The 26,700-nt window shown below is 68.0% G+C and carries 21 protein-coding genes and 1 tRNA gene; 8 read left to right on the forward strand and 14 right to left on the reverse strand.

Translation table 11 applies throughout. The features are described 5' to 3' along the window. Window positions 1-163: 163 nt before the first annotated feature. From WS91_RS27525 to WS91_RS27560, 8 genes are all read right to left on the reverse strand, one after another. On the reverse strand, window positions 164-1,825 hold the full coding sequence (locus WS91_RS27525) for an AMP-binding protein (RefSeq protein ID WP_059576637.1): 1,662 nt from the start codon (window positions 1,823-1,825) through the stop codon (window positions 164-166). Between the two features lie 428 nt (window positions 1,826-2,253). Continuing rightward, window positions 2,254-3,138: a 3-keto-5-aminohexanoate cleavage protein gene (locus WS91_RS27530; protein WP_038746112.1), complete on the reverse strand. Its 885-nt coding sequence runs from the start codon at window positions 3,136-3,138 to the stop codon at window positions 2,254-2,256. 32 nt (window positions 3,139-3,170) lie between these two features. Then, window positions 3,171-5,195 (reverse strand): acetyl/propionyl/methylcrotonyl-CoA carboxylase subunit alpha, encoded by a 2,025-nt coding sequence (locus tag WS91_RS27535; RefSeq protein WP_059671404.1) that lies wholly within the window; start codon window positions 5,193-5,195, stop codon window positions 3,171-3,173. Next, complete coding sequence (locus tag WS91_RS27540; RefSeq protein ID WP_059576631.1) at window positions 5,192-6,034, reverse strand: enoyl-CoA hydratase/isomerase family protein; 843 nt, start codon at window positions 6,032-6,034, stop codon at window positions 5,192-5,194. Before WS91_RS27540 ends, WS91_RS27535 begins: the two co-directional genes overlap by 4 nt. 6 nt (window positions 6,035-6,040) lie before the next feature. Next, complete coding sequence (locus WS91_RS27545; protein WP_038746118.1) at window positions 6,041-7,192, reverse strand: acyl-CoA dehydrogenase family protein; 1,152 nt, start codon at window positions 7,190-7,192, stop codon at window positions 6,041-6,043. Window positions 7,193-7,204: 12 nt separating this feature from the next. After that, window positions 7,205-8,821: an acyl-CoA carboxylase subunit beta gene (locus WS91_RS27550; protein ID WP_059576629.1), complete on the reverse strand. Its 1,617-nt coding sequence runs from the start codon at window positions 8,819-8,821 to the stop codon at window positions 7,205-7,207. 1 nt (window position 8,822) lies between these two features. Then, entirely contained in the window at window positions 8,823-9,683 is an 861-nt protein-coding gene (locus WS91_RS27555; RefSeq protein WP_059576626.1) for an SDR family oxidoreductase, read from the reverse strand. A 17-nt stretch (window positions 9,684-9,700) separates the two neighbouring features. Then, window positions 9,701-10,534, reverse strand: a complete 834-nt coding sequence (locus WS91_RS27560; RefSeq protein ID WP_038746124.1) for an SDR family oxidoreductase — start codon at window positions 10,532-10,534, stop codon at window positions 9,701-9,703. 142 nt (window positions 10,535-10,676) lie between these two features. Between WS91_RS27560 and WS91_RS27565 the strand changes: the two genes are divergently transcribed. Both WS91_RS27565 and WS91_RS27570 read left to right on the forward strand, forming a co-directional pair. Further along, entirely contained in the window at window positions 10,677-11,849 is a 1,173-nt protein-coding gene (locus WS91_RS27565) for an acyl-CoA dehydrogenase family protein (protein WP_038746126.1), read from the forward strand. Between the two features lie 151 nt (window positions 11,850-12,000). Continuing rightward, window positions 12,001-12,681 carry a TetR/AcrR family transcriptional regulator gene (locus tag WS91_RS27570; protein WP_038746127.1) on the forward strand — a complete coding sequence of 227 codons (681 nt, stop codon included), beginning with the start codon at window positions 12,001-12,003 and terminating at the stop codon, window positions 12,679-12,681. Between the two features lie 58 nt (window positions 12,682-12,739). Here the strand turns inward: WS91_RS27570 and WS91_RS27575 are convergent, their stop codons facing one another. Continuing rightward, window positions 12,740-13,468, reverse strand: a complete 729-nt coding sequence (locus WS91_RS27575; protein ID WP_156432528.1) for a hypothetical protein — start codon at window positions 13,466-13,468, stop codon at window positions 12,740-12,742. A gap of 412 nt (window positions 13,469-13,880) precedes the next feature. On the opposite strand from WS91_RS27575, the gene WS91_RS27580 reads away from it, so the two are divergent. The 3 genes from WS91_RS27580 (at window position 13,881) to WS91_RS27590 (ending at window position 17,928) form a co-directional block, all read left to right on the forward strand. Then, on the forward strand, window positions 13,881-15,566 hold the full coding sequence (locus WS91_RS27580) for a M4 family metallopeptidase (protein WP_059671406.1): 1,686 nt from the start codon (window positions 13,881-13,883) through the stop codon (window positions 15,564-15,566). 440 nt (window positions 15,567-16,006) lie between these two features. Then, window positions 16,007-16,297, forward strand: coding sequence for a hypothetical protein (locus WS91_RS27585; RefSeq protein WP_038746135.1), 291 nt, complete (start codon window positions 16,007-16,009; stop codon window positions 16,295-16,297). Window positions 16,298-16,356: 59 nt separating this feature from the next. Next, on the forward strand, window positions 16,357-17,928 hold the full coding sequence (locus tag WS91_RS27590) for a xylulokinase (RefSeq protein ID WP_038746323.1): 1,572 nt from the start codon (window positions 16,357-16,359) through the stop codon (window positions 17,926-17,928). A gap of 112 nt (window positions 17,929-18,040) precedes the next feature. Here WS91_RS27590 and WS91_RS27595 read toward each other — a convergent pair whose 3' ends face one another. Continuing rightward, on the reverse strand, window positions 18,041-18,946 hold the full coding sequence (locus WS91_RS27595) for a hypothetical protein (protein ID WP_059671407.1): 906 nt from the start codon (window positions 18,944-18,946) through the stop codon (window positions 18,041-18,043). A gap of 183 nt (window positions 18,947-19,129) precedes the next feature. Between WS91_RS27595 and WS91_RS27600 the strand changes: the two genes are divergently transcribed. Continuing rightward, window positions 19,130-20,551, forward strand: a complete 1,422-nt coding sequence (locus tag WS91_RS27600; protein WP_059671408.1) for a pyridoxal phosphate-dependent decarboxylase family protein — start codon at window positions 19,130-19,132, stop codon at window positions 20,549-20,551. A 49-nt stretch (window positions 20,552-20,600) separates the two neighbouring features. On the opposite strand, the gene WS91_RS27605 is transcribed toward WS91_RS27600, so the two are convergent. The 3 genes from WS91_RS27605 to WS91_RS27615 form a co-directional block, all read right to left on the reverse strand. Then, complete coding sequence (locus tag WS91_RS27605; protein WP_059671443.1) at window positions 20,601-21,029, reverse strand: GFA family protein; 429 nt, start codon at window positions 21,027-21,029, stop codon at window positions 20,601-20,603. A 188-nt stretch (window positions 21,030-21,217) separates the two neighbouring features. Next, window positions 21,218-21,535: a TFIIB-type zinc ribbon-containing protein gene (locus WS91_RS27610; protein ID WP_038746147.1), complete on the reverse strand. Its 318-nt coding sequence runs from the start codon at window positions 21,533-21,535 to the stop codon at window positions 21,218-21,220. Between the two features lie 194 nt (window positions 21,536-21,729). Further along, window positions 21,730-22,485: a TerC family protein gene (locus WS91_RS27615; RefSeq protein WP_059671409.1), complete on the reverse strand. Its 756-nt coding sequence runs from the start codon at window positions 22,483-22,485 to the stop codon at window positions 21,730-21,732. Window positions 22,486-22,622: 137 nt separating this feature from the next. Here WS91_RS27615 and WS91_RS27620 point away from each other — a divergent pair, with 137 nt between their 5' ends. Then, window positions 22,623-23,504, forward strand: coding sequence for a LysR family transcriptional regulator (locus WS91_RS27620; RefSeq protein WP_059671410.1), 882 nt, complete (start codon window positions 22,623-22,625; stop codon window positions 23,502-23,504). Window positions 23,505-24,259: 755 nt separating this feature from the next. Then, window positions 24,260-24,336, forward strand: a tRNA-Val gene (locus WS91_RS27625). A gap of 668 nt (window positions 24,337-25,004) precedes the next feature. On the opposite strand, the gene wecB is transcribed toward WS91_RS27625, so the two are convergent. Next, complete coding sequence (gene wecB, locus WS91_RS27635; protein ID WP_038746329.1) at window positions 25,005-26,219, reverse strand: non-hydrolyzing UDP-N-acetylglucosamine 2-epimerase; 1,215 nt, start codon at window positions 26,217-26,219, stop codon at window positions 25,005-25,007. Between the last annotated feature and the right edge of the window lie 481 nt (window positions 26,220-26,700).

The raw sequence follows: 26,700 nt of genomic DNA on the forward strand, positions 1-26,700 counted from the left end.
GCGTGCGAAGCCTCGCGAAGCCGATGCTTCCGGAAGCGGAAGCGGCCGAGATCGCGACGCACGCGAAGCGCGTTATGCGTCTCCCGTCGCGCTCCAAAAGGCGAAAGGCGCGCCGCCCGGCGCGCCTTTTTTCATCGAGCGATGCGCAACGAACCGCAATCCGTCACGCCGCATCGGACTCCCAAACGACCGCCGCCCCGCGCGCGTCCCACGCGTCGAGAAACGGCGCATACCGCGCCTCGACGCGATTGCGGCGCACCTTGAACGTCGGCGTGACGAAGCCGCTCGTCTCGTTCCAGATCGAATCGACGACCACGACGAAGCGCAGCTTCTCGTGATCGTCGAGGCTCGCGTTGACGCGTTCGAGATGCTCGCCGAGCGATGTCGCGAGCGCCGCGCGCCGGCCGTCGTCGTCGAGCCGGCGGCCTTCGTCGGACAGCGACACGAGCGCGCACGGCTGCGGCCGTCCCGCACCGACGACGCAGCACGCATCGACGAGCGGATGCGTCGTGAGCCTGCTTTCGATCGGCGACGGCGCGACGTACTTGCCCTTGCTCGTCTTGAAGATCTCCTTCACGCGCCCGGTGATTTTGAGTCGGCCCGCTTCGTCGAGCTCGCCCAAGTCGCCGCTGCGGATGAAGCCGTCGGGCGTGAAGAGCGCGGCGGTGAGGTCGGGGCGCTTGTAATAGCCGATCGTGTTGCCCGGCGAGCGGATCTCGATTTCACCGGTGTCGGCGAGCCGGCTCTCGACGTCGCGCACCGGCGCGCCGACGTAGCCCGGCCGCATGTCGTGCTGCCGGCACGAGTGCGACACGCCGCACAATTCGCTCATCCCGTAGCCTTCGAGCAGTTCGAGCCCGAGATCGCGATACCAGGTGAGCAGCGCGGGCTCGATCGCCGCGGCGGCGCTTGCGGCGAGGCGAACCCGGTCGAGGCCGAGCTGCTGAAGAATCATCGGCTTCATCGCGTCCGGAATCGGGCCGGGCGGCAGGCGGCTCGCGGCCGCGTGCCGGAACTTCGCCCACAGGCGCGGCACCGAGATGAAGAACGTCGGCCGCGCGCGTTGAAGGTCGGCGACGAACGTGTCGAGCGATTCGCCGAAGTAGACGGTGAAGCCCGCGCGCACCGACAGCATCTCGACATAGCCGCGCTCCGCGACGTGCGACAGCGGCAGGTACGAGATCATCCGGTCGCCGGGGCCGAGCGCGATCAGATCGAAGACGGGCTCGACGCACCAGCCGAGCGCGCCGAACGTCAGCATCACGCCCTTCGGGTCGCCCGTCGTGCCGGACGTGTAGACGATCGTCCCGAGCTCGTCGGCGGCGCGCGTCACGTGCTCGGCGAGCGGCGCGGTGTCGCGCACGATGTCGTCCCATTTCACGCCGTCGAACTGCGCGCCGGACAGGTACGGCAGGCCGATGCGCCGCACGTGCGGCGGCACGCCGTCGCGCATCTGCTCCCATGCGTCGAGCTTGCCGACGAACAGCGCCGCCGCTTCGCTGTGCGTGAGCACTTGCCGGACCGATTCGGCGCCGAGCGTCGGGTAGAGCGGCACCGACACATGGCCGCTCAGCCAGATCGCGAAATCGGCGAGAATCCAGTGCGCGCAGTTCTTCGACAGGATCGCGATGTTCGATCCGCGCGGCAGATCGAGCGCGCGCAGGTACGCGGCGACGCGGCGCGCTTCGTCGAGCGCCTCGCGCCACGTGAAGCGGCGGATTTCGCCGCCGCCCGTCGGCTGGACGAGCCAGACGTCGTCGGCGCGCGTGCGTTCCCAGTATTGAAGGCGTTCGAGCGGCAGGTTGTCCGGGTCGATCGAGGTCAATGTCGTCTCCTTGCGAGCGGCGGGCGCGCGGCGGCCGCCGCGCGATGTATCGTTGCAGGCCGGTGCATTCGCACAACGCCGACGCGCGCCGGTTTTCGTCGGTTCGGAGCGGCGTCGGCGGCCTCCCGAAAATTCTCACCTTTCGATCTTGCGCGCCATATCTGCGCCGCCCGTTGCGCGCATGCATGTATGCGCGATGCGTGCTGTCGCGCGATCGCCGAGCGGCTTCGGCGATCGCGCGCCTTCTTCGGCCGCGTCTTGGCCGTGTCTTGGCCGCGTCTCGGTTGCGTTGCTCCCGTCGCGGCGTTCATCGGCGTCGCGCTCGCCGCTGCGGCGTTGCGGCCTCCGTGCCGCTCGCCGCGCATCGGCGGCGCGGGCTGCCGAGCCGGCCGCCGCGATCGCGGCTCCTTTCGCCCGTCAAGCGTCGTTCACGCAAGCGATGCGGCTTGCGCACGCGTGCCGAGAATCCGCCGCGCTTCCTGCGGCGACGCGATCTCGCGCCCGGCTTCGCGCGCGATCGTCGCGATCGCGTCGACGAGCTGCGCGTTCGACGTCGCGCGCGCGCCGTCCGGCAGATAGAACGTGTCTTCGAGCCCGGTGCGCAGCTGTCCGCCGAGCTCGGCCGTCCGCCGATGCAGCGCCCAGATGTTCGCACGGCCGATCGCGGTGACCTGCCACGTCGAATCGGGCCGCAGCAGCCGGATCAGGATCGGCAGCAGCTCGGGATCGGCCGGCATGCCCGACTCGACGCCCATCACGAAGTTGTAATTCGATCGTCCTGCGAACAATCCGGCGCGCGCGTACATGTCGATGCAGCGGACGATGCCGGTGTCGAAACACTCGAACTCGGGCACCGCGCCCGTCTCGGCCATCGTCGTCAAAAACGACGCGACTTTCTCGACCGGGTTGTCGAACAGCATCGGCGGCCACGCCCACGCGCCGTCCGCCTTCACTTTCAGATAGTTGAGCGAGCCCGCGTTGCATGCGGCGATTTCCGGGCGGATCGAACGGATGCATGCGAGCGGACCGTCGACGTTCGGCCCGACGATGCCCGTCGACTGATTGAAGATCACGCCCGGGCACGCTTCGCGGATCGCCTGCGCGATCTCGGCCGCGAGCTGCGGGTCCCACGACGGCAGGTGCCCCTTGTCCGGCTCCTGCCGGCGAAAGTGCACGTGCATGCACGATGCGCCGGCGTCGTACGCGCCTTTCGCTTCGCGCGCCATCTGCTCGGGCGTGACGGGCACGTTGAACTGCTTCGGGTCCGTGAAGATGCCGTTCAGCGCGCACGTGACGACGACGGGGTGGCTCATCGAAAATTCTCCTTGTATCGAATGCCGGCGCGTTAGCCGGCCTGCGGCTCGAGTTGCGCGAGCACCTGGCCGGGCGCGACCTGCTCGCCCGCGCGCGCGCCGAGCGACGCGACCTTGCCCGCGAACGGCGCGGTGATCGCGTGCTCCATCTTCATCGCCTCGAGCACCATGACCGTTTGTCCGGCCGAGACCGTCGCGCCTTCGTCGATGTCGACCGCGATCACGCGGCCGTTCATCGGTGCGCGCAGCACGCCGTCGCTGTCGGCGGCGCCGGCGCTCGCTCGGCCTGCGCGGTTGAGGATCGCGAACGCGTGATCGATGCCGTCGAGTTGCAGCCACAGGCGCTCGCGCGCGATCGCGAAGCAGTAGGCGTGCGCGCGGCCGTCGATCTCGACCGTCGACGGCTCGCCCGGCGGCGCGGGGCGTGCCCCGTCGAGCGCGGCCGGCGCGCGGCCGTGCGCGCGCACGGCCGCGCGTTGCCGATCGATCGTCACCACGCCTCGTCGCGCATCCGCGTGCTCCGCGCTCGCGCTTACGTTCGCGTTCGCGCGCGCCGACGACAGCCGATATGGCACGGGCAGCGGCGCGCCGTTGCGCCAGCCGCGCCACGCGGGCGACAGCGTCTCCGCGCGATCGGCGGCGGCCGCCGACAGCCACGCGGCGATCGCCCACGCCGCTTCCGTCGGCGCGAAGCGGCGGCTGTCGTTGTCGGGAAAATGCGCGGCGATGAACGCGGTGGACACGGCGCGTCCGTCGACGAACGCCGGATGTCGCAGCACGCGCGCGAGAAATGCGCGGTTGCTCGGCACGCCGAGCAGCACCGTGTCGTCGAGCGCGTTCGCGAGGCGGTCGATCGCCTCGTCGCGCGAGCGGCCGTGCGCGATCAGCTTGCCGAGCATCGAATCGTAGTGCGGGCTGATCGCGACGCCGTCGGCGAGCGCATGATCGCAGCGCGCGTGGCGGCCCGGCCGCCACGTCAGCACTTCGCCCGTGCGCGGCAGGAAATCGTCGGCGGGGTCCTCCGCGCAGAGGCGCACTTCGATCGCATGGCCGTCGAGCCGCACGTCGTGCTGCGCGAGCGGCAACGCATCGCCTTGCGCGACGCGCAGCTGCCATTCGACGAGATCCTGCCCGGTGATCAGCTCCGTCACCGGGTGCTCGACCTGCAGCCGCGTGTTCATCTCCATGAAGTAGAACCGGCCGTCGCGGTCGAGCAGGAATTCGACGGTGCCCGCGCCGACGTAGCCGATCTCGCGCGCGACGGCGACTGCCGTCGCGCCGAGCCGCGCGCGCAGCGCGGCATCGACCGCGGGCGACGGCGCTTCCTCGACGATCTTCTGGTGGCGGCGCTGCACCGAGCAGTCACGCTCGCCGAGATGGACGACGTGGCCGTGCGTATCGGCGAACACCTGCACTTCCACGTGGCGCGGCTCGATCACGGCGCGCTCGACGATCATGCGGCCGTCGCCGAACGCGTTCCGCGCTTCGGATACGGCAAGCTTCAGCGCGGCGGGCAGCGCGTCGCGCGCATCGACGCGGCGCATTCCGCGCCCGCCGCCGCCCGCCGCTGCCTTCAGCATTACCGGAAAGCCGATTCGTTCGGCCTCCGAAAGCAGGCGCGCGTCGCTCTGATCGTCGCCGTCGTAGCCGGGCACGACGGGAATGCCGGCCGCTGCCATCCGGCGGCGCGCGCGGGCCTTGTCGCCCATCGCGTCGATCGCGTCGGCGCGCGGGCCGACGAACGCGAGGCCCGCCTCGACGGCGCGCCGCGCGAACGCCGCGTTCTCCGACAGGAAGCCGTAGCCCGGATGAATCGCCTGCGCGCCGCTCTTCGATGCGGCGTCGATCAGCTTGTCGATCGACAGATACGATTCCGCGGGCGTCGCGCCGCCGATCGACACCGCCGCGTCGCACGCGGCGACGTGCGGGCTGCGCGCGTCCGCGTCGGAGTGGACGGCGATCGTCGCGATGCCGAGCCGGCGCGCGGTGCGCGCGATGCGCACCGCGATCTCGCCGCGGTTCGCGATCAGCAGACGGGTGAAGCGGCGCTCGCTCATGGCGTCACCGGCAGCGTCGGCGCATCGGTCGCCCAGCGGGGCGCGCGCTTGTCGGTCAATGCGGCGAGGCCTTCGACGACCGCGCCCGAGCGCAGCGCGGCGGCGAATGCGTTCGCCGCCGCATCGAGGACGGCGGCGCGCTCGCGATGCAGTGTGTCGGCGACGATTCGCTTCGTCGCGCGCTGCGCGGCCGGTTCGCATGCGAGCACGCGCGCGAGCTCGCCGCGCAGCAACGGATCGATGGCGTCCGCGTTCGCGATTTCGTCGGCGAGGCCCGCGTGCAACGCGTCGGCGGCCGACAGGCGGCGGCTCGTCAGCATCAGCCAGCGGCCGCGCACGGCGCCCGCGCGTGCGACGATGAACGGCGCGATCTGCGCGGGCGGCAGGCCGAGCGACGTTTCGGGCATCGAAAGATATGCGTCGCTCGCCATCAGCACGCGGTCGCACGCGGCCGCGAGCCCGCAGCCGCCGCCCATCGCCGCGCCTTCGATCACGGCGAGCGTCGGCATCGGCAGTGCCGCGAGCCTGTCGAGAAGCGCGCCGAACCGGCGGTTCGACGTTGCGATCGGATCGGGCGCGTCGGCGGGCGCCGGCTCGCGCATCATCGCGTGAAAGCCGCCGAAGTCGCCGCCCGCGCAGAACACGCCGCCCGCGCCGCGCAGCACGAACGCTCGCACGCCGTCATCGGCGGCGACGCGCGCGCACTCGGCGTCGAGCGCCGCGACGAGATCGTCGGTCAGCGCGTTGCGCTTGCCCGGCCGATTCAGCGTCGCGAACACGACGCCGTGCGTTTGCGCGACGTGCAGCGGCGCGAGCGTCGAGGAAGTCGTCTCGGTCATCGCGCGTCACTCCCGCGGCAGCGTGCCGAGCTTCTTGCAGATGATGCCGAGCATCACCTCGTCCGCGCCGCCGCCGATCGAAAACAGGCGCGTGTCGCGATAAGTGCGCGAGATGCTCGATTCCCACGCGAAGCCCATGCCGCCCCAGAACTGCAGGCAACTGTCGGTGACTTCGCGCGCGAGGCGTCCCGCCTTCAGCTTCGCCATCGACGCGAGCGTCGTCACGTCGCCGCCCTGCACGTACAGCTCCGTCGCGCGATATGTGAGCGCGCGCAGCGCCTCCACCTCGGTCTTCAGCTCGGCGAGCCGGTAATGCACGACCTGATGATCGAGCACGGGCCGCCCGAAGATTTTGCGCTGACGCGTGTAGTCGATCGTTTCGTCGATCGAACGATCGAGCACGACGAGCGCGGCGGCCGCGCCGTAGAGCCGCTCTTCCTGGAACTGCAGCATCTGATAAGTGAAGCCTTGGCCTTCCTCGCCGATCAGGTTGCGGCGCGGCACGCGCACGTCGTCGAAGAAGATCTGCGCGGTGTCCGAAGAATGCATGCCGATCTTGCGGATCTTCTTCTCGATGTGCACGCCTTTCGATTTCAGCGGCACGACGATCAGCGATTTGTTCCGATGCGGCGGGCCGTCCGACGTGTTCGCGAGGCAGCACATCCAGTCGGCCTGCGTGCCGTTCGTGATCCAGAGCTTCGTGCCGCTGATCACGTAATCGTCGCCGTCGCGGCGCGCCGCCGTGCGAATCGACGCGACGTCCGAGCCCGCGCCCGGCTCCGACACGCCGATGCACGACACGTGCTCGCCCGCGATCGCGGGCGCGAGGAACTCGCCGCGCAACGCATCGGAGCCGAAGCGCGCGAGCGCGGGCGTCGCCATGTTCGTCTGCACGCCGATCGCGAGCGGCACGCCGCCCGCCTTGCACACGCCGAGCGCCTCGGCCATCACGAGCTCGTAGCTGTAGTCGAGGCCGCCGCCGCCGAACGCGGCGGGCTTGCTCAGGCCGAGCATGCCGAGCGCGCCGAGCTTGCCGAACACGTCGTGCGCGGGAAAGATGCCGGCTTCCTCCCATTCGTCGACGTGCGGATTGACCTCTTGCTCGATGAAGCGCTTGACGGTGCGCGAGATCGCTTCGTGTTCTTCGGTGAAATGCATGATGTCTCCAGATCAGGGGCGGGCGACGCCGAACGTGAGCGGTTGGACGGACTTGCCGCGGCCGTCGCGGCAGACGGCGAGCGTCATCGCGATTACGCGGCGCGTGTCGCGCGGATCGATGACGCCGTCGTCGAGCATGCGTCCGGACGTGTAGAACGCGTGGGTCTGGCGCTCGAAGTTCGCGACGATCTTCTCGCGCAGCGCATCGATTCGCGCGCGGTCCGGCTCGACGCCTTTCGCGCGCGCCGCGCCTTCCATCACGATCGCCATCGTGAGCGCCGCCTGCTCCGCGCCCATCACCGCGGTGCGCGCGTTCGGCCACGAAAACACGAAGGCCGGATCGAAGCCGCGCCCGCACATCCCGTAATTGCCCGCGCCGAACGAAGCGCCGCACAGGATCGTGATCTGCGGGACGGTGGCGTTCGACACCGCCTGGATCATCTTCGCGCCATGCTTGATCATTCCCGCGCGTTCGGACTCCTTGCCGACGATGAAGCCCGTCGTGTTCTGCAGATAGACGAGCGGCACGCCGCTCTGGCAGCACGCCTGAATGAAATGGGTCGCCTTCGTCGCGCCGGCCGGATCGAGCGGGCCGTTGTTCGTCACGATGCCGACGGGCATTGCGTGGATGCGCGCGTGCGCGCAGACGGTGGCCGGCCCGTACGACGGCTGGAATTCCAGAAGATCCGATGCGTCGACGAGCCGCGCGATCACCTCGCGCATGTCGACGGGCTTCTTGCCGTCGCGCGGCAGGATGCCTAGCAGTCCTTGCGGATCGAGCGCGGGTTCCTCGCCGACGGGCAGCGCCGCCTCGCGCTCGCGCCAGCCGAGCTTGTCGACGAGCTCGCGCAGGATGCGGATGCCGTCGGCGTCGTCGTCCGCGACGTATTCGGCGAGGCCCGACACGCTCGCGTGCATCGTCGCGCCGCCGAGCTCCTCGTCGGTCGCGATCTCGCCCGTCGCGGCCTTCAGCAGCGGCGGGCCGGCGAGGAACGCCTTCGCGCGGTCGCGCACCATCACGACGTAATCGGACAGGCCCGGCATGTACGCGCCGCCCGCGGTCGATGAGCCGTGCACGAGCGTGAGCACCGGGATGCCGGCGGCGGACAGCTTCGCGAGCTGATGGAAATGGCGGCCGCCGTGGATGAATTCCTCGACGCGGTATTGCAGCAGGTTCGCGCCGGCCGATTCGACGAGATGCACGAACGGCAGCCGATGGTCGAGCGCGATCCGCTGCAGCCGCTGGAATTTCTCGAGGCCCATCGGCTGCAGCGCGCCCGCGTCGATGCCCGAATCGGCGACGACGATCATGCAGCGCGTGCCGCTCACGTAGCCGATGCCGCCGATGAGGCCCGCGCCCGGCACCGATTTGTCCGGATCGCTTTCGCCGACGAGATAGCCGGCGAGCGCCGCGAGCTCGAGAAACGGCGCGCCGGCGTCGACGAGAAGCGCGAGCCGCTCGCGCGGCAGCAGTTGCCCGCGCTTGTCGAAGCGCGGGCCGGCCTTCGCCGATTCGTCCGCGGCGCGCGCGTTGAGCGCGTGCCATTGCGCGATCAGCGCGCGCATGTGATCGGCGTTGTCGCGGAACGCGGCGCTTGTCGTATCGAGACGGGAATCGAAGATCGGCATGTCAGCGCTTGAAGAGTTCGGGCGCGATCGCGCGATGGAAGCCGTCGAACGGCGCGTTCGCGTCGACGGGCTGCATCGCGAAATGGCGGCGCGCGTTCGGCGCGCCGCCGTCTACGCGCAGGCACGCGCCGCTGATGAACGACGCGGCGTCCGACAGCAGGAACGCGATCGCCGCCGACACTTCGGCTTCGTTGCCGATGCGCCCGAGCGGCACCATCTTCGGCAGGCCGCGCAGCATCGGCTTGATCGCGTCGGGATACGTGTCCATTCCGCTCGACGCGATCCAGCCGGGCGCGACGGCGTTCACGCGCACGGGCGCCCATTCGGCGGCGGCCGTCTCGGTGAAGTTCAGCATGCCGGCGCGCGCGGCGCCGCTGTGGCCCATGCCCGTCATGCCGTGCCACATGTCGGCGATGATGTTGACGATCGCGCCCGTCTTGCGCGGCTTCATCGATTGCACGTAGCACTCGCGCGCGACGAGAAAGCCGCCGAGCAGGTTCGTGTTGAGCACGGCCTGCCAGCCTTTCGCGCTGATCTGATCGAGCGGCGCGGGGAACTGGCCGCCCGCGTTGTTGACCAGCAGATCGACGCGGCCGTGCCGCTCGACGATCTGCGCGATCGCGTGCCGCACGCCGTCCTCGTCGCGAATGTCGCATGCGATCGCGTCCGCACGGCCGCCGTCTTCGTGGATTTCGGCCGACACGTTCGCGAGCTTGTCCGCGTTGCGGCCGAGCAGCACGACGAGCGCGCCGAGCGACGCGAGCTCGTGCGCGCAGCAGCGGCCGATGCCGCTGCCGCCGCCCGTGACGAGCGCGACCTTGCCGTCGAAGCTGCCCGCGCGAAGTTGTGAGCGATATGCCATGTGAGGTTTTTCGTCCGTCAGTCGAGAAACAGATCGTTCGGAAACGACGTGGTGCCGGGCACGACCGCGTAGCGCGAGAGATCGGCGACACCCGCGCCGGCGAGCACCTGCTCGTCGATGAAGAAGCGGCCCGTGTGCGTGCGCGCGTCGAGCGACAGCACGTGCGCGGCGGCGTCGGCGACGATCTCCGGCGTGCGGCAGACCTCGGGCGCAATGCCGGGAATCATTTGCAGCGCCGCCGTGCGGATCACCGTGCGCGGCCACAGTGCGTTGACCGCGATGCCGTGCGGACGGAATTCCTCCGCGTGCCCGAGCACGCACAGGCTCATGCCGTATTTCGCGATCGTGTACGCGACGTGCGGCGCGAACCATTTCGGATCGAGATTCGGCGGCGGCGACAGCGTCAGCACGTGCGGGTTGCCGCCGCGCTTCGCGGATTCCCTCAGATACGGCAGCGCCGCCTGCGTGCACGCGAACGTGCCGCGGACGTTGACGTCGAACATCAGGTCGAAGCGTTTCATCGGCGTGTTCGGCGTGTCGGTCAGGCTGATCGCGCTCGCGTTGTTGACGAGCGCGTCCACGCCGCCGAAACGCTCGGCCGCGCGCGCGAGCGCGGCGGCGATCTGCGTTTCGTCGCGTATGTCCACTTGAAGCGGCAGGCATGCGCCGCCCGCCGCTTCGATCTCGGCCGCCGCGCTGTAAATCGTGCCGGGCAGCTTCGGATTCACGTCGGCGGTTTTCGCGGCGACGACGACGTTCGCGCCGAGGCTCGCGGCCTTCTTGCCGATCGCAAGCCCGATGCCGCGCGAAGCGCCGGTGATGAAGACGGTCTTCCCTTGCAGCGTGCTCATCGGGCGCCCCGGATGTCGTCGTGTGCGATGTGCGCATCGTAGCGCCGTGAATCTAATAAATCAACCGGTTGATTTATTTTTGCCGCGTTCCTAGAATCGGCACGAAAGCGGCCGACTCCCGGCGCACCGAAAGGAGGCATCGATGCATCGCGCGATCCCGAACCCGGCCTATTACCGGCCGGAGCACGTCCAATTGCAGGACACGTTGCGCCGATTCGTCGCGAACGAGATCTCGCCGTACGTGAACGATTGGGACGAGGCGGGCGAGTTTCCGCGCGAGCTGTACGAGAAGGCGGCGCGCGTCGGGCTTCTCGGCATCGGCTTTCCCGACGCCTACGGCGGCGTCGAGGACGTCGACATGTTTCATCGGCTGATCTGCTCGATCGAGCTCGCGCGCTGCGGCGCGGGGGGCGTCGTCAGCTCGCTGATGTCGCATACGATCGGCGCGCCGCCGATCGCGCACGCGGGCAGCGACGAACTGAAGGCGCGCGTGCTGCCCGGCATTCTCGCGGGCCGCAAGATCTCGGCGCTCGCGATCACGGAGCCGGGCGGCGGCTCGGACGTCGCCGCGCTGCGCACGAGTGCGGTGCGCGACGGCAGCCGCTACGTCGTGAACGGCGAGAAGGTGTTCATCACTTCGGGCATGCGGGCCGACTACTACACGGTGGCCGTGCGCACCGATGCGCACGCGCAGGGCGCGAAGGGGCTGTCGCTGCTACTCGTCGAAGGCGACGCGCCGGGCTTGTCGAAGACGCCGCTGAAGAAAATGGGCTGGTGGGCGTCGGACACCGCGCATCTGCGCTTCGACGATTGCCCCGTGCCGGCCGCGAACCTGATCGGCCCGGAAGGCGGCGGCTTTGCGCTCGTGATGCAGAATTTCAACCTCGAGCGCTTCAGCCTCGCCGCGTCGGCGCTCGGCTTCGCGCAAGTCTGCTACGAGGACGCGCTCGACTGGGCGCGGCAGCGGCGCACGTTCGGCCGGCGCGTCGCGGATCATCAGGTGATCCGGCACAAGCTCGTCGACATGGCGATGCGCATCGACGCGACGCGCGCATGGCTCGAGCAATGCGCGTGGCAGATCGATCATCTCGACAGGGGCGCGCCGACGCTCGTCGCGACGATCTGCATGCTGAAGAATTTCGCGACGCAGACGATGCAGTTCTGCGCGGACGCCGCCGTGCAGATACTCGGCGGCATGGGCTACATGCGCGGCACGCGGCCCGAGCGCATCTATCGCGAAGTGAAGGTCAACATGATCGGCGGCGGCGCGGAGGAAATCATGAAGGATCTGGCGGCGCGCCAGCTCGAGTATTAGCGCGCGGCGCTCGGGATCGGGCGGCGCGCGCGGGCGGATCGGCTTTCCAAGCGTTTAAAACTCGCCGATAATCGCTCGAATGACGGGCTTCGCCGCAGCAGCGCGGTTGCGCGGCGGCGAGCGCCGGTTCGAAACATCGCATTGTGATTCTATGAGCGCCATACCTCAGGCCACGCGCAAGCGCGGGCGTCCCGTGAAGGGCGAGAGCGCGACGCTGCGCGACGAGCTGATCCTCAAGTCCGCGAAGCTGTTCCGCACGCAGGGATACGAACGAACGACGGTCCGCGACATCGCCGCTGCGGCGGGCGTGCAGGCGGGAAGCTGGTTCTACTATTTCAAGACGAAGCAGGACATTCTCGTCGCGGTGATGGAGCAGGGCATGTCGAACGCGCTCGCGCGGATCGAGGCGCTGGACGTCGAGAACCTGCCCGCGCGCGACGCGTTCCGCGCGCTCGTGCACACGCACTTGAAAACGCTGGTGTCGCCCGATCACGACTTCATTCCGGTGCTGCTGTACGAATGGAAGTCGCTCGATGAAGCGATGCAGGCGAAGGTGCTGAAGCTGAAGGACCGCTACGAGGCGGTGTGGGACGGCGTGATCGAGCGGCTGCAGGCGGCGGGCGAGTGGCCCGCGCCGACGCCGATCGACCGGCTGCTGATGTTCGGCGCGCTGAACTGGGTCGCGCAATGGTACAAGCCGAACGGGCCGCTCGGCCTCGATGCGCTCGCCGATCATGCGGTGCAGTTCCTGTTGCGCACGCAGCCCGGCTGCACGTTCGCCCCCGAGCCCGCGCGCGCGGCGAAGAAGAAATCCGTCAGGAAAACGGGCTGACGCGGTCGAGCCGATTCATTCGTCATCCGGAACGATCCGGCGCGGAGCGACGCGCGGTTCATGTGCGGCGATGCGTTGCGCCGGAAGCGCCGGGTGTGCAGGAGGCAGCGGACGAAGCAGTCGCGGCGGAAACCGCGACGCTTGTCATGCTGCCCGATGCGGCGTCGAGCGGCGTGGCAAGCGTTGCTGGAACGATCAGTACTGCGTGCCGTACGTCGCCGCCATGGCCGCAGTTGCCGTCGCGCGACGAGCGTGTCTCGATGCGCCCGGCGGCCGACAGCGCCGCGATGATGTCCGCGGGATCGCGGGATCGCCGGCGTCGCGAGACGCCGCTCACCGCGTGATGCGAGTGCCGCAAGCGCAGCACGAGCCGGCTCCCCGCGTGCCGCGGGTCGGCATGCGCGAACGCGAGCCGCGCGCTTTCCCCTTCGGAGAATTTCGGCAGGGCCGCTAGCCGATCGGCACGCACTTGCGGCAGCAACGGCAGCAACGGACGCAACGCTGCGCCCGCAGGCGATGCGTGCGGCGTTTGCCAACCCGCCTGCTGCAGGGCGGCGCGCGATCTGCGCGCGGTGCGCCGGCCATTGCGGCGGCAGCGGCTCTTCCTGATCGGCGCCGGCGACCATCGCGTCGCGCGGCGAACCGCCTTTCTTACGCGTCGCCGGATGCCGCGCCGCGCCGCCGTGTCGTCCTCCCGCAAAGGCCGCGATTCGTTCGCCGGCCTGTTCGCCGAACCGTCCTCTTTTTTCATTTGAAGAAAACGCAAGCCGCCTGCATTGACAACCACGCGTCATTGATCAATTGAATATTCATAAGGTGAATTCAACAATTGAAATGAATATTCGATTAAACAGAGCATGGCCGTCGCCATCGTTCTGCAAGCGCGCCGTAAATTCTGCTTGGGCTGCATCGCGTGCGGCGCGGCTTCGCCGTCGGCTCGTTCGCTGCCCATCCGGCGCGCCCCGCCCGCTCGCCGTCACCGGCATGCCTGAGGCACGCCGCACAGAACCATTTCAATTCACTAACCAAAGCCTAACTCGATTAACGCGACCATAACGATAAATTAATTTATTGGTAAATTTCTTGTAAAGATAGATTTGACCTCCTAGCATGGCTTTGCAGTTCACCGTACCTCTCTTGTTTAGTGCTTGCAGTTAATACGTTTCCAATAACCACGCATTCATTATCTGGAGGATTACATGAAGAAACTTTCCTTCCTGCTGTCCGTCACCGCGATTTCGCTCGCCAGTCTCAGCGCGTTTGCGCAAGCCGGCGACCAGCCGGCCGCGGTCGACCGGGCGCTGCAATTGATCCAGCAGAACCCGGCCGCCTTCAACCTGGCCGCCGGCAGCGCCGCGCGCACGCTGAAGTTCGCGGCCGCGCAGCCGGGCGCGCCGGCGGAGGGCGACCAGTTCCAGGTGCGCGACGTGATCGTCGACCCGGACGGCACTGAGCACGTGCGTTTCGACCGCTTCTATGCGGGGCTGCCCGTGATCGGCGGCGACGTCGTCGTGCACTCGAATCAAGGGCAACTGAAGCAGGCGAGCCTGACCCAGCCCGTGCCGATCGATCTTGCCGGCAAGATCGGCAAGGTCGGCGAGCGCTTCGTGGTGCGCAACGCGCCCGATGTGGGTGCGGCCGCGGCCCGGCGCGCCGCGGCCAAGCACTTCGGCGCGGACGTGCGCCGTGTCGACGGCCCGGATCTCGTCGTGTTCGCGCGCGACGCCGCGCCGACGCTCGCCCACGCGGTGCGCGTGTACGGCAAGGCGACCGACGCGCACGGCGAGGCCGTGCTCTACTACGTCGACGCGCGCACGGGCAACGTGCTCGACGCGCAGGATCTGATCAAGACCGCCGCCGCAACCGGCACCGGCCGTTCGCTGTACTACGGAAACCTGTCGCTGACGACCGACCAGACCGGCACGAACGCGTACCGGATGCTCGATCCGACGCGCGGCAGCGGCTCGGTGTACGACGGCCGCGGCCTGACCTCGGACGAAGTCGAGCTGGCGACCGATCTGCCGATCTTCACGAGCAGCACGAACGTGTGGGGCGACAACACGACGAGCAACCGGCAGACTGTCGCGGCCGACATCGACTACGGTCTCGCGCTGACCTGGGATTACTACAAGACCACGCACAACCGCAACGGCATCTTCAACGATGGTCGCGGCGTGAGGAGCTACGCGCACGTGGTGTTCGACACCGGCGGCGGCACGACCGGCGCGAACGCGGCATGGCTGTCGTCGCGCGTGATGGTGTACGGCGACGGCGAGCCGGGCAGCCGCCTGCCGAAGCCCGTCGTATCGGTCGACGTGGCCGGGCACGAGATGAGCCACGGCGTGACCGAAGCCACCGCGAACCTGAACTATTCGGGCGATGCGGGCGGCCTCAATGAGTCGACTTCCGATATCTTCGGCACGCTCGTCAAGTACTACGCGAACAACCCGAACGATCCGGGCAACTACGTGATCGGCGCGCGCATCACGAGCGGCGGCCTGCGCAAGATGTACAAGCAGGATCTCGACGGCCGGTCGTACAGCTGCTATCCGTCCAGTGGCTTCACGTGGACGAATCCGCATTACTCGTCGGGCGTCGGCAACCGCTTCTTCTATCTGCTCGCGGAAGGCCCGGTGGTGCCGGCGACCGACACCGGGCTGTCGAAGAGCCAACTGGTCTGCAACGGCGACACCAGCTTCAGCGGCCTCGGCCGCGACAAGGCGGGCAAGATCTGGTATCGGACGTTGACTGTGTACTTGACCTCCAACTCCAGCTACTCGAGCGCGCGGCGCGCGTCGATCCAGGCGGCGAACGACCTGTACGGCGCGAATTCGGCTGAGAGCGCAACGGTTGCGCGCGCGTGGAGCGCGTCCGGCGTGAACTGACGACGCGGCGTATCGGCGGCGGCGTGCCCGCCGGCCGGGAAGCCCGTTCCTGCGGGCTTCCCGGCGATTCTCGATGCGCATGATTGGATCAAGCCGCTTCACGGCGGCGCATCCGTTTTCCATGGCGACGCTATGTCGTCGTGCGGAGAAGCGAACGAGGCGCACGAAGCGAAGACGCGAACGAAGCGAAACCAGCGCGCATGTCGGTCATCGATGCGGACGTTGGACCATTCAAGCCCATCGTTTCACGCCGTGCCCTCCAGCGACGAAACGCCGAAGGTCAAGCATTTCATCGTACCGCTCGCGCGCCACGCGCAGGGGCCGTCACGATGCCGTCGATGAATGCATGATGCGGCAGAGCATCCGGCGCAACCGGCGCGGCGATACGAATTGACGGAATCACTTCACTGCAGGCGGACGTTGCCATCACGCCTTGCGTGATGGCCGCAGGCGAGAAACGACCGAGAAAGTCGATCGCGGATGCATTGCGGATCGCTGCTTTCCTGTTGCGCGTTCGCCAAATCGATCCGCTCGGCATCGACATCAACCGGTTCGTTCACCTACCCATCGCGATTGAGCGCGGCACGTCGAACATTGCGTCATGTGCGGGCCCGGCGTGCATCGAGCGCCGCGATGTCGCTCGCGTCGTTCGCCTGCGGTTCGCCGATGTGAAAATGCTCGAACCGGCTGCACGCGGCGGCGACGCGCGATATCGCCGAATCCTTCCGTGACGCGATCCGTCGACTATGCTTCAGACGTGTACCGCAACGTCCCGATGAAAGGAGGCGCGATGACGGAGCCTGGCCCCTGCGTGTTGGCGATCGATCTCGGAACGAGCGGCCCGAAGGCCGCCGTCGTCTCGCTCGACGGGCGGGTCGTCGCGGCGGCGCGCGAGGCGGTCGCGACGCTGTCCGTGCCGGGCGGCGGCGTCGAGCAGGACCCGCTCGACATCTGGCGCGCGGTCAAGCATGCGTGCGTCGTCGCGCTGCACGCATCGGGCGTCGCGTCGCGCGACGTGCGCGCGATCGCATGCAGCAGCCAGTATTCGTCGATCGTGCCCGTCGGCGCGGACGGCGCGCCCGTCGCGAACATGATTCTCTGGCTCGACCGGCGCGGCGCGCCGCGCGCGATGCGCGACGTCGCACATTACCCGAAGCGGGCCGATTCGCTGCTGCGGCAGTGGCAATGGCTGCGCGTGCATGGATTGCCGCCCGTCGAAGGCGGGATCTCGCTCACGCACATGCGCTATCTGAAGTATGCGAAGCCCGACGTCTACGCGCGCACCGCGACGTTTCTCGAACCGATGGACTATTTGAATCTGCGCTTCACGGGGCGCGCGTGCGCGAATCAATGCACGGCGTTCATGTCGCTTGCGATCGACAACCGCCGCCTGAACGCGACGCGCTACGATTCGCGGCTCGTACGTTACTCGTGCATCGATGCCGACAAGCTGCCCGAGCTGCTGCCGATCGACGCGATCGTCGGCCGCGTGTTGCCCGACGTCGCCGACGAACTCGGCTTGCCGCGCGATACGCCGGTGGTTGCGGGCCTGAACGACACGCAGGCGGGCGGCATGGGCGCGTGCGCGTTCGCGGGCAAGCACGCGGCGCTGTCGATCGGCAGCTCGAGCGTGATGATCGCGCACGTGCGGTTCAAGCGAACGGATATCCGGCACGCGATTCTCAGCATGCCGAGCCCGGTGCCGGACACGTATTTCGTGATGGCGGAAAACGGCGTCGGCGGCGCGGCGCTCAAGCACTTCATCGAGCAGCAGGTCTATGCGGACGATCCGTTCGGCGCGCTGCCGCGCGACGATTGCTTCGCGCGCCTGCAAACGGCGATCGACGCGACGCCGCCAGGCAGCGGCGGCGTGCTGTTCCTGCCGTGGCTCGCGGGATCGCTCGCGCCGTGCGCGGACGCATCGATGCGCGGCGGCTTCGTCAATCTCGGGCTCGACGCGACGCGCAGCCATCTCGCGCGCGCGGTGCTCGAGGGCGTCGCGATGAATCTGCGCTGGCTGCGCGGCCCTGTCGAAGCGTTCGCGAAGCGGCGCTTCTCGCACTTCGTGCTCTACGGCGGCGGCGCGGAATCCGACGCATGGTCGCAGATCGTCGCGGATGTGCTGAACGCGCCCGTGCATCGCGTCGAGCAGCCGCAATACACGACGTGCGTCGGGGTGGCGCTGCTTGCGTTCCAGCGGCTGGGCTTGCTCGATCTCGACGATTTCGGCGCACGCGTGCGGATTCGCGGTGTCCACGAGCCGAACCGCGCGAACGCGGACGTCTATGCCGAAATGTCCGCGCGATTCGTCGACGCATTCAAGCGTAATCGGCCCGTTTTTCGCGCGATGCAGCGTGTTTAGGCACACGAACGAATCGCTCGTCGGCGCGCTGCGTCGTCAGCCTCGGTTCATACCCGGTGCGTGCGCGCGCGTCGGCGGCCGCGCGCGAGCCGACGCGCAAACCGGGAGCCGCTCAGCCCGGCGCGTAACACGAGAGCCAGTCCTTGACGTAAAAGCACTTCCAGCTCGAGTTGATCGGCAGGTTGAGCGAAGGAGCGGGCGGCGTGGCCGGCGACGGCTTCGGATCGTTCGGCCCGCTCGCGCGGCTCGACTGATCGACGGACACCGGATAGGGGACGTTCGCGAGAATGCCGCCGTACTGCTTGCCGAGCACGAAGCCGACGGGCGTCACCAGCATGTAGGCGCCCGGATTGCCCGATGTCGCAGTCGACCACACGGGCTGCCCCTTGTTGTAGACGACGAGATTGCCGTCGGGCTGCATCGCGACGCTGTCCGACGCGAAGCTCTTGTTCCACAGGTAATAGGTGACGTTGTTGAAGATCTGCAGCGATTGGCGTCCGTTGAGCACCGGGAAGTTCAGCCCGAACGGATAGCCGACGACCGTCGTGAGCGCGCCGCTATTCGGCGTGATCGATGCGAACGGCCAGGTGAACGAAGGATAGCCGCCCTGCGGCGGATAGATCGCGACGACGCCGAAATCCTCGACGACCGCGTACGAGCCCGGAATGGGCGCGGGGCCGTAATACCAGTTGCTCCAGACGACGTCGTTCCCCGAATAGAATGCGAGCCGGCCGTCGGTCTGCATGACGAGCCGATCGCCTTTGCCCACGTAGAGCGCGCCCTCGGGCTTCGTTCCGAAGAATTGCGACATCGAGCTCGCGCCCCATGCCTGCGTCGGGAATTTATAGTGGAAATACAGCTTGCCGCTCGCGGCGTCGATGCCGAATGCGAAATTGCCGTTGTTCGACATCGCGTATTGCCCCGCGACCAATGTGCCGCCCGATGGAATGATCGCCCCCGCCGTTGCCGACATCGATGAGCACAGCATCAACAAGAAAGCCAATGCGTATCTCTTCATGACGTGTTCCGATTTTTATTAGGATGTCATGCTAAGCATAGCGTGAACGAAAGGAACGTACAGGGAATTTTTAATGTGTTAATTAGGCAGCCTTAATGTGAACGGCGAGGTGGAATCATCGGCAGTGCCGTCGGCATCGACGCACGTCCGAAAGCCGATGCCGGTTCCGATCAGGAGGGCGTGATGGATCTCGAAGAAGGCGTCAAGCGGCTTTATCCGTATGCGGCCGAATTCGGCGCGATGCACGGCTTTCCCGAGCGCGGCATGCCGCGCGAGCGCTTGCTCGAAGAGCTGCGATCGATGGCCGCGCGCGAAGACTTCAAATGGGAACACGGCCGCTGCTCGGGCACGATGTACTGCGGCGATCACGAACATTATGCGTTCCTCAACGAAGCGTACGGGCTCTTCAGTCACGTCAACGCGTTGCAGCGCGACCTGTGCCCGAGCATGAACCGGATGGAAAGCGAGATCGTCGCGATGACGGTCGCACTGCTGCACGGCGAGGCCGTGACCGGGCATGACGGCGCGCATCGCGCATGCGGCGCGCTGAGCCTCGGCGGCACGGAGAGCATCCTGAACGCGACGCTCGCGTATCGCGACAAAGCGCGCGCCGAACGCGCAATCGTGCGGCCGCGGATGATCTGGCCCGCGTCGGCGCATCCCGCGTTTCGCAAGGCCGCGCATCTGTTCGGCATCGACGTGATCGTCGCGCCGGTCGATCCGCAAACGATGCGGGTCGACGTCGATTTCGTGCGCGATGCGATCGACGCCGATACCGTGATGATCGTCGGCTCGGCATGCAATTATCCGTACGGGACGATCGATCCGATCGAGGCGCTGTCCGACGTCGCGATCGACAAGCACGTGTGGCTGCATGTCGACGCTTGTCTCGGCGGCTGGATTCTGCCGTGGGGGGAAACGCTCGGCTATCCCGACATTCCGGTTTTCGATTTCCGCTTGCCCGGCGTCACGTCGATCTCGGCCGATACGCACAAATACGGCTACGGACCGAAAGGCGGCTCGGTGCTCGCGTGGCGCGACGCGAGCTTTCGCCGGCACCAGTACTTTTTGATGACCGACTGGGCGGGCGGCGTATACGGGTCGCCCGGTTTGGCCGGCAGCCGTTCGGGCGGCCTGATCGCCGCGACGTGGGCGGCGCTGCGCGGCCTCGGGCGCGAAGGATACCTGGCGCGCGCGAAGGCGATATTCGATACGGCGTTCGACATGCAGGCCGCCGTGCGCGCGATTCCGGAACTGCGCGTGCTCGGCAGGCCGACGTTCTGTTTCGCGTTCGCGTCGGACGCGTTCGACATCTATCACGTGAACGACTGCATGCGTCGGCACGGCTGGCGCTTCAACGGGCTTCAGCGTCCGGACGCGCTGCACATGTGCGTGACGGGGCCGCAGACGCAGCCGGGCGTCGTCGAGCGATTCAGGCGGGATCTCGGCGAGGCGGTCGACTATGCGCGACGCCACGCGGATGCGCGCCCGCAGTCGAGCGGCGTCTATGGCGGCGATTCGGCCGGGCTCGACTTGCGCGACGATGCGCAGGCGAGAGCGTTCTTCACGCAGGTGCTCGATCTGTTTACCGACTGTCCGCTTTAGGCCGCGATGCATGGAGCCGTGCGCGCCGATCGAGCGCGATGGTCGAGCGTCACGAGTTGCCGGTCGGTCCGTCCCAGCCGTCGAGATATTTCGGCAGTTCGTCGCGCACGTCGACGATTCGCTGCCGATAGAACAGATGCATCGTCGGCCGCAGCGCGTCGGGCAGCTCGCCGCCCGTGGCGCGCGCGACGATCGCGTTCGGCACGACGCGCATGCCGAGCCGGTTCGTGCCGAACACGGTTTCGCCGCAGGCTGCGCAGAACGTGCGGGACAGGTGCTTCGCCGGATGCGTGAACGTCGCGGCGTCGCCTTCGGCGACGGCGACTTGCTCGGCCGGCCAAGCGGTTGCCGACAGCATCGGCGCGCCGTAGAAATCGCGGCATGACGCGCAGTGGCAGTTGGCTCGCGCGGCCGGCTCGCCCGTCAGCTTCACGCCGACGGCGCGGCATAGACATCGAATGGAACGCGTTGCGGTCATCTCGTCTCCAGCGGTGAGCCGGCGAGTATATGACAAGCGCCGCGCGCTTCGGCGTGAACAAGATGCGTTGCGCGCGGCCGGCTCGTCGGCGAATCGGATCGTGCCGCGCGCGGGTTCGTCGAGCGACGGACGCTCGCTGGCGCGGGCGTGTCGCCGCGCCGCCGGCATCGATCGCGCCGACGCCCCCCTCAATCGAAATCGAACATGTCGAACAGCGATTTCTTTTTCCGATACCCGCCGTGTTGCGGCCGGTAATGACCGTCGTGCTCGTACCCGTCATGCCGGCGCCGATCGTCGTGCGCGTTGCGCGCGGGCGGCGCTTCGCGGGCGGTATCGCGCGCGGCGTCGCGTCGACGCTCGCCTGCATCGTCGTCGGCACGGGCAATGAGCTTGTCGAGCTCGCCGCGGTCGAGCCATACGCCGCGGCACGCCGGGCAGTAGTCGATCTCGATCGATTGCCGTTCTGTCATCAGCAGCTCGGGCGTCACGCAAACAGGGCATTTCATCGTGCAACGCCTTTCGAGGGCGCGCGGACGCGCCGCGCTTCGTTTCCCGCCGCGCGTCCGGCACGGCCGGGCGGCGCGACGTTTCGCAGCGCACGGCCCGATCGAGCCGGGCCGTGCAAGCAGTTCGCACTGCACTGCACTGCATCGCGTCACGTCACGTCACGTCACGTCACGTCACGTCGCGCGGCGGCGCGTCACTGCGCGGCGATCCGCTTCGCGTGCTTTTCCTTCGCGCGCCGCGCGAGTATGTTCATTCCTTCGACGAAGGCGGAGAACGCCATCGCCGCGTAGATGTAGCCCTTCGGCACGTGCGAGCCGAAGCCTTCCGCGATCAGCGTCATGCCGATCACCATCAGGAAGCTGAGCGCGAGCATCACGATGGTCGGGTTGCGGTCGATGAAGCGCGCGAGCGGGCCGGCTGCGAACAGCATCGCCGTGACGGCGGCGATCACCGCGACGAACATGATCGGGACGTGCGTCGTCATGCCGACCGCGGTGACGATGCTGTCGATCGAGAACACGATGTCGAGCATCAGGATCTGGCTGACCGCAGCCCAAGTCGTCAGGCCGGCGGCGTTCGTCGGGCCGGCTTCGTTCGAGCCGTCGTGCGACACGTGGTGATGCATCTCCTTCGTCGCCTTCCAGACGAGGAACAGGCCGCCCGAGATCAGGATCAGGTCGCGCCACGAGAACGCGTGATCGAACAGCGTGAATACCGGCTCGGTGAGCCGCGCGATCCATGCGACCGTGCCGAGCAGCGCGAGTCGAAAGATCAGCGCGAGCCCGATGCCGAGGCGCCGCGTGCGTTCGCGCTGCGCTTCAGGCAGCTTGTTGCTCAGGATCGAGATGAAGATCAGGTTGTCGATGCCGAGCACGATCTCCATCGCGACGAGCGTCACGAGCGCGGCCCAGACGGCGGGATCGGCGGCGAGGGTCAGCAGGTAGTCCATGTGCGGTGTCGGACGGGGTGTCCGTCGAATGTCGAAGTCGTGATGATCGGCGCTTTCATGTTTCGAAAAAATCAGTTGAAATCTGATCTATCATTCGGTTTTTACGAAGTATCGATGACGATGGGGGCGAGGGCGCGATGCTGAATTTTCGCCATCTGTACTACTTCTGGGTCGTCGTGAAGGAGGGCGGCTTCGCGCGCGCGGCCGGGCGGCTCGACATGGCCGTGCAGACGATCAGCGCGCAGGTGCGCGAGCTGGAAAGATCGATCGGGCATCAGCTGTTGAAGCCGTCGGGGCGGGGCGTGGCGATGACGGACGCGGGGCAGGCCGCGTTCGCGCGCGCCGAGGAGATCTTCCGGATCGGGCAACTGATCGAGGACGAGGTGCGCGAAGCGGCGCGCGGGGAGGGCGCGCGGCTCGCGGTCGGGCTGACGGACGGCATTTCGAAGCTCACCGCGCACGCGGCGCTCGAGCCCGCGCTCGCGGCGCCGTCGCTGCGGCTGCTTTGCCATGACGGCGAATACGAGGAACTGCTCGCCGAGCTCGCATTGCACCGGCTCGATCTGGTGCTCGCGGGCGAGCCCGCGCCGCGCCGCGCGAACCTGCGGCTCGCGAGCGAGCGGATCGTCGCGTCGCCCGTCGACTGGTACGGGCCGACCGGGATGGCATCGGCGGCGCGCGGCCGCTTTCCGCAGTGCCTGGCCGACCTGCCGGTGCTGTTGCCGACCGGGCACGCGGTGCTGCGCATGCGGCTCGATCGCTGGTTCGACGCGCACGGCATCCGGCCGCGGATCGTCGGCGAATTCGAGGACAGCGCGCTGATGGCCGTGTTCGCCGCGCGCGGTCTGGGCGTGTTTCCGCTGAGCGAGCCGGGCGCGGGCGACGTCGCGCTGCTGCGCGGGTTGAGGCGGCTCGGGCGCGCTGACGGCGTGACCGAGGAGATCTACGCGATCCGCTCGCAACGCGGGCAGCATCATCCGCTCGTCGCGCAGGTGCTGGCCGCGGCGGCGCGAGGGTGAGCCGCATGATCGTGCGCGGCCGGCCGTGTGCCGACGCGCACGTCGCGGTCGTTCGCGAGTGTCCCGAGCGCCGTGCTCGCCGTGCTTGCTGTTGCCGCGCTCGCCGGCCTCGACCGGCCTCGCCCGGCCGACGCGAACCGCGTGCATCGGCGACGATGCGCGCTCGGGCGACCGTTGTTGCAGCCTGGTTGAGAAGTTGCCGTTCGATGTCGTCGCGTCTTGTTCCGCGGCGCGTCCTGGCCGACGCGGAAGGCGAACGGCGAACGGGACGCCGGCTTTCGCCGACCGTCGCCCTCGGTTGGCTGAGACGCATTGGCTTGCGAAGCCTTCGTGTGCATTCGTGCAATACGTCCCGCTTGCTGTCGATCGTGAACGTGCGGCCTCTTTCTTCGACCGCCGCGCTTGCCGATCCTTTGCTTGCGATTGCGTTTCCGCCTGCAATGGCGGGCGCTGCGAATCCGTCCATTGCCTGCGACGAAGCTCATCGCCGAGACATCGGCGCGTTCGGATATGTCGCCCAACGCGCCGCATTTGCACGGGTCGTCAAGCGTTCACCCCTGCGGAAGTCCGGCGATGCGGCGCACGCGGGGCGGCGGCAGCTTGCACTTCATCGCGCCCGTCGCCGCCGCCGCTTCCGCCGTTGCATCCGGCACCGATCGGCTCGGACGGGCGGCCCATCGACGCAGTCGATCCGAGAATTTTCCAAAAAGGGCTTGTGCGCGCGTGCGAGGCTCTCTATAATTCGCGCCTCACACAGGCTCGTAGCTCAGTTGGTTAGAGCACCACCTTGACATGGTGGGGGTCGTTGGTTCGAATCCAATCGAGCCTACCAACGCACATCGGACGCGGATGAACAGCGCAGCAAAGCCCTCTTGGGCGAGCGCTTTCATCCGCGTTCTTCTTCATGCAGCGCTCGGCGCTCGTCCTTCGCATCGACGGGGCGGTCCGCGCGGTTTCTCGCATTCTTCAATTTTCAGCATGACGTTCGACGCGCGGCGCGGTGGGTGATCGCACATCGCATAGGCATGTGCGATCGCGTACGTGCGTTGATGTCACGCCGTGCTCCGAGCATCGGAATCGCGGAGTGGCGTGCGTTCGGCGGATGGGCGGGTTGCATCGAACGGCGCGTGAATCGCATCACATCGTGCATTGCCTGCGGAGCATCGCGCGTCATGCCGCGCGCGTGCCTCGCACGCGGTACGCTATTGGCGCACCACGCACCACGCACCACGCACCGCGCGTCACGCACCGCGCGTCACACGTCACACGCGCAGCGTCACCGCTGGCGACAGCGCCGCCCCGTCGGACACTGCGTCGCGCGCGGCCCGTGTTCGCAGCCGCACGCGCCGCACCCGATGCAGCCTCCGCCGATCCGCGCCGGCAGCGACGTGACGCGCCGCCGCCCGATCACCGGATGGCAGCCGCGCGCGCACGCGCACACGTTGCCCGCCCGGGCGCTCGCGCAGACGTCGCGGCCCGCGTGCCGCCAGACGATCACGTTCACGCCGACCTCAGCGCGCGCAAGCCGAGCGCGAGCGCGTTGCATGGCGCTTCGATCGCGGCGAGCGGGAAGTGCGCCGTGTCGGTCGCGTACGGCATGTTCAGCAGCGCATGGACGATCCGCTCGCTCGCGTGGCCGTCGCCGTACGGATTCGACGCGCGCGACATTTCGTCGTACGCATCGTCGTCGTCGAGTAGCCGCGACGCCTCGCCCACGATCCGCTCGGTGTTCGTGCCGACGAGCCGCGCGGTGCCCGCCTGGATCGCCTCCGGCCGTTCGGTCGTGTCGCGCGTGACGAGCACCGGCTTGCCGAGCGCGGGCCCTTCTTCCTGGATGCCGCCCGAATCGGTGATGATGAAATGCGCGCGCGACATCAGGAATACGAACGACAGATATTCCTGCGGCGCGATCAGATGGATGTTCGGCAGCCCGTCGAGCAGCGAGTGCGCCGGCTTCTGCACGTTCGGATTCAGATGCAGCGGATAGATGAAGCGCACGTGCGGATAATGCAGCGCGAGCGTGCGCAGCGCGTCGCAGAAATGCGCGAACGGCTCGCCGAAGCTCTCGCGCCGATGGCCGGTGATCAGCACGACGCGCTCGTCTCGGCCGAGGAACGGAAACTGCGCGGCGATTTCGCGGGAAAGCGGTGCGTCGGCGTCGAGCATGCGCTTCACGTCCTGCAATGCGTCGATCACCGTGTTGCCGGTCAGCACGACGCCCTGCGTCGGCACGCCTTCGCTGAACAGATTGTGCTGCGCGCGCTCGGTCGGCGCGAAGTGCCACGACGACACCGCGTCAGTCACGCGGCGGTTCAGCTCCTCGGGCCACGGCGACCAGATGTCGCCGCTGCGCAGCCCCGCTTCGACGTGGCCGATCGGCAAGTAGCGGTAGAACGCGGCGAGGCTCACCGCGAGCGTCGTCGTCGTGTCGCCGTGCACGAGCACGACGTCCGGATCGAAATCGTCGAACACGGCGCCGATCGTCTGAAGGATTCCTGTCGTCACGTCGGTCAGCGTCTGGCTTTGGCGCATCACGTTCAGATCGTACGCGGGCGCGATGTCGAACAGCGAGAGCACCTGGTCGAGCATCTGGCGATGTTGCGCGGTCACGCACACGCGTGCGTCGACGTCGGCTCGCGCCTGCAGCGCACGCACGAGCGGCGCCATCTTGATGGCCTCGGGACGAGTGCCGAACGCAAGCAGGATTTTCTTCATCTTCATCCCCGATTCACGGTTGTTCCGGTCGATCGGGCACGCGGCGCGGCGGCCGCGTGCCGTGAAGCTCGACGTGCGAGCGAACGGCGCGCGCGAACGGCGTCGCGCGATCGGACGCGCGACGCGGTCCGCCGCGCGTCGCGCGACGGTATTTCGACGTCCGTGCGCAGCGTGTCCGCGACGATTCGTCGTGCGAATCGCATCGCGACCGGCTGGCTCGGCCGTGGCGATTGGGCGGTCACGTCATGTATCGCTCCTCGTGGTCTCGGGATTGGCGCCGCGTCGCGGTGCACGACCGCGTGCGCCGCATGTGGCACACCGTTTCGTCCTTTGAGCAATATTTAAACCAGCATCGTCGCCGCCAAGGCGGACGGCGCCGGCCGCGGGCCCGGCGCGCGGGAACGTCTCGCGGCTGTTACGGCGCATTACCGCTTTGCCCGGCGCGGCATGCAGGGGCCGCTTGCGGCGTCTCGGCGGCACA

Origin of the sequence: Burkholderia sp. MSMB1498 (assembly GCF_001526245.1) — a bacterium.
Classification (GTDB): Bacteria; Pseudomonadota; Gammaproteobacteria; order Burkholderiales; family Burkholderiaceae; genus Burkholderia; species Burkholderia savannae.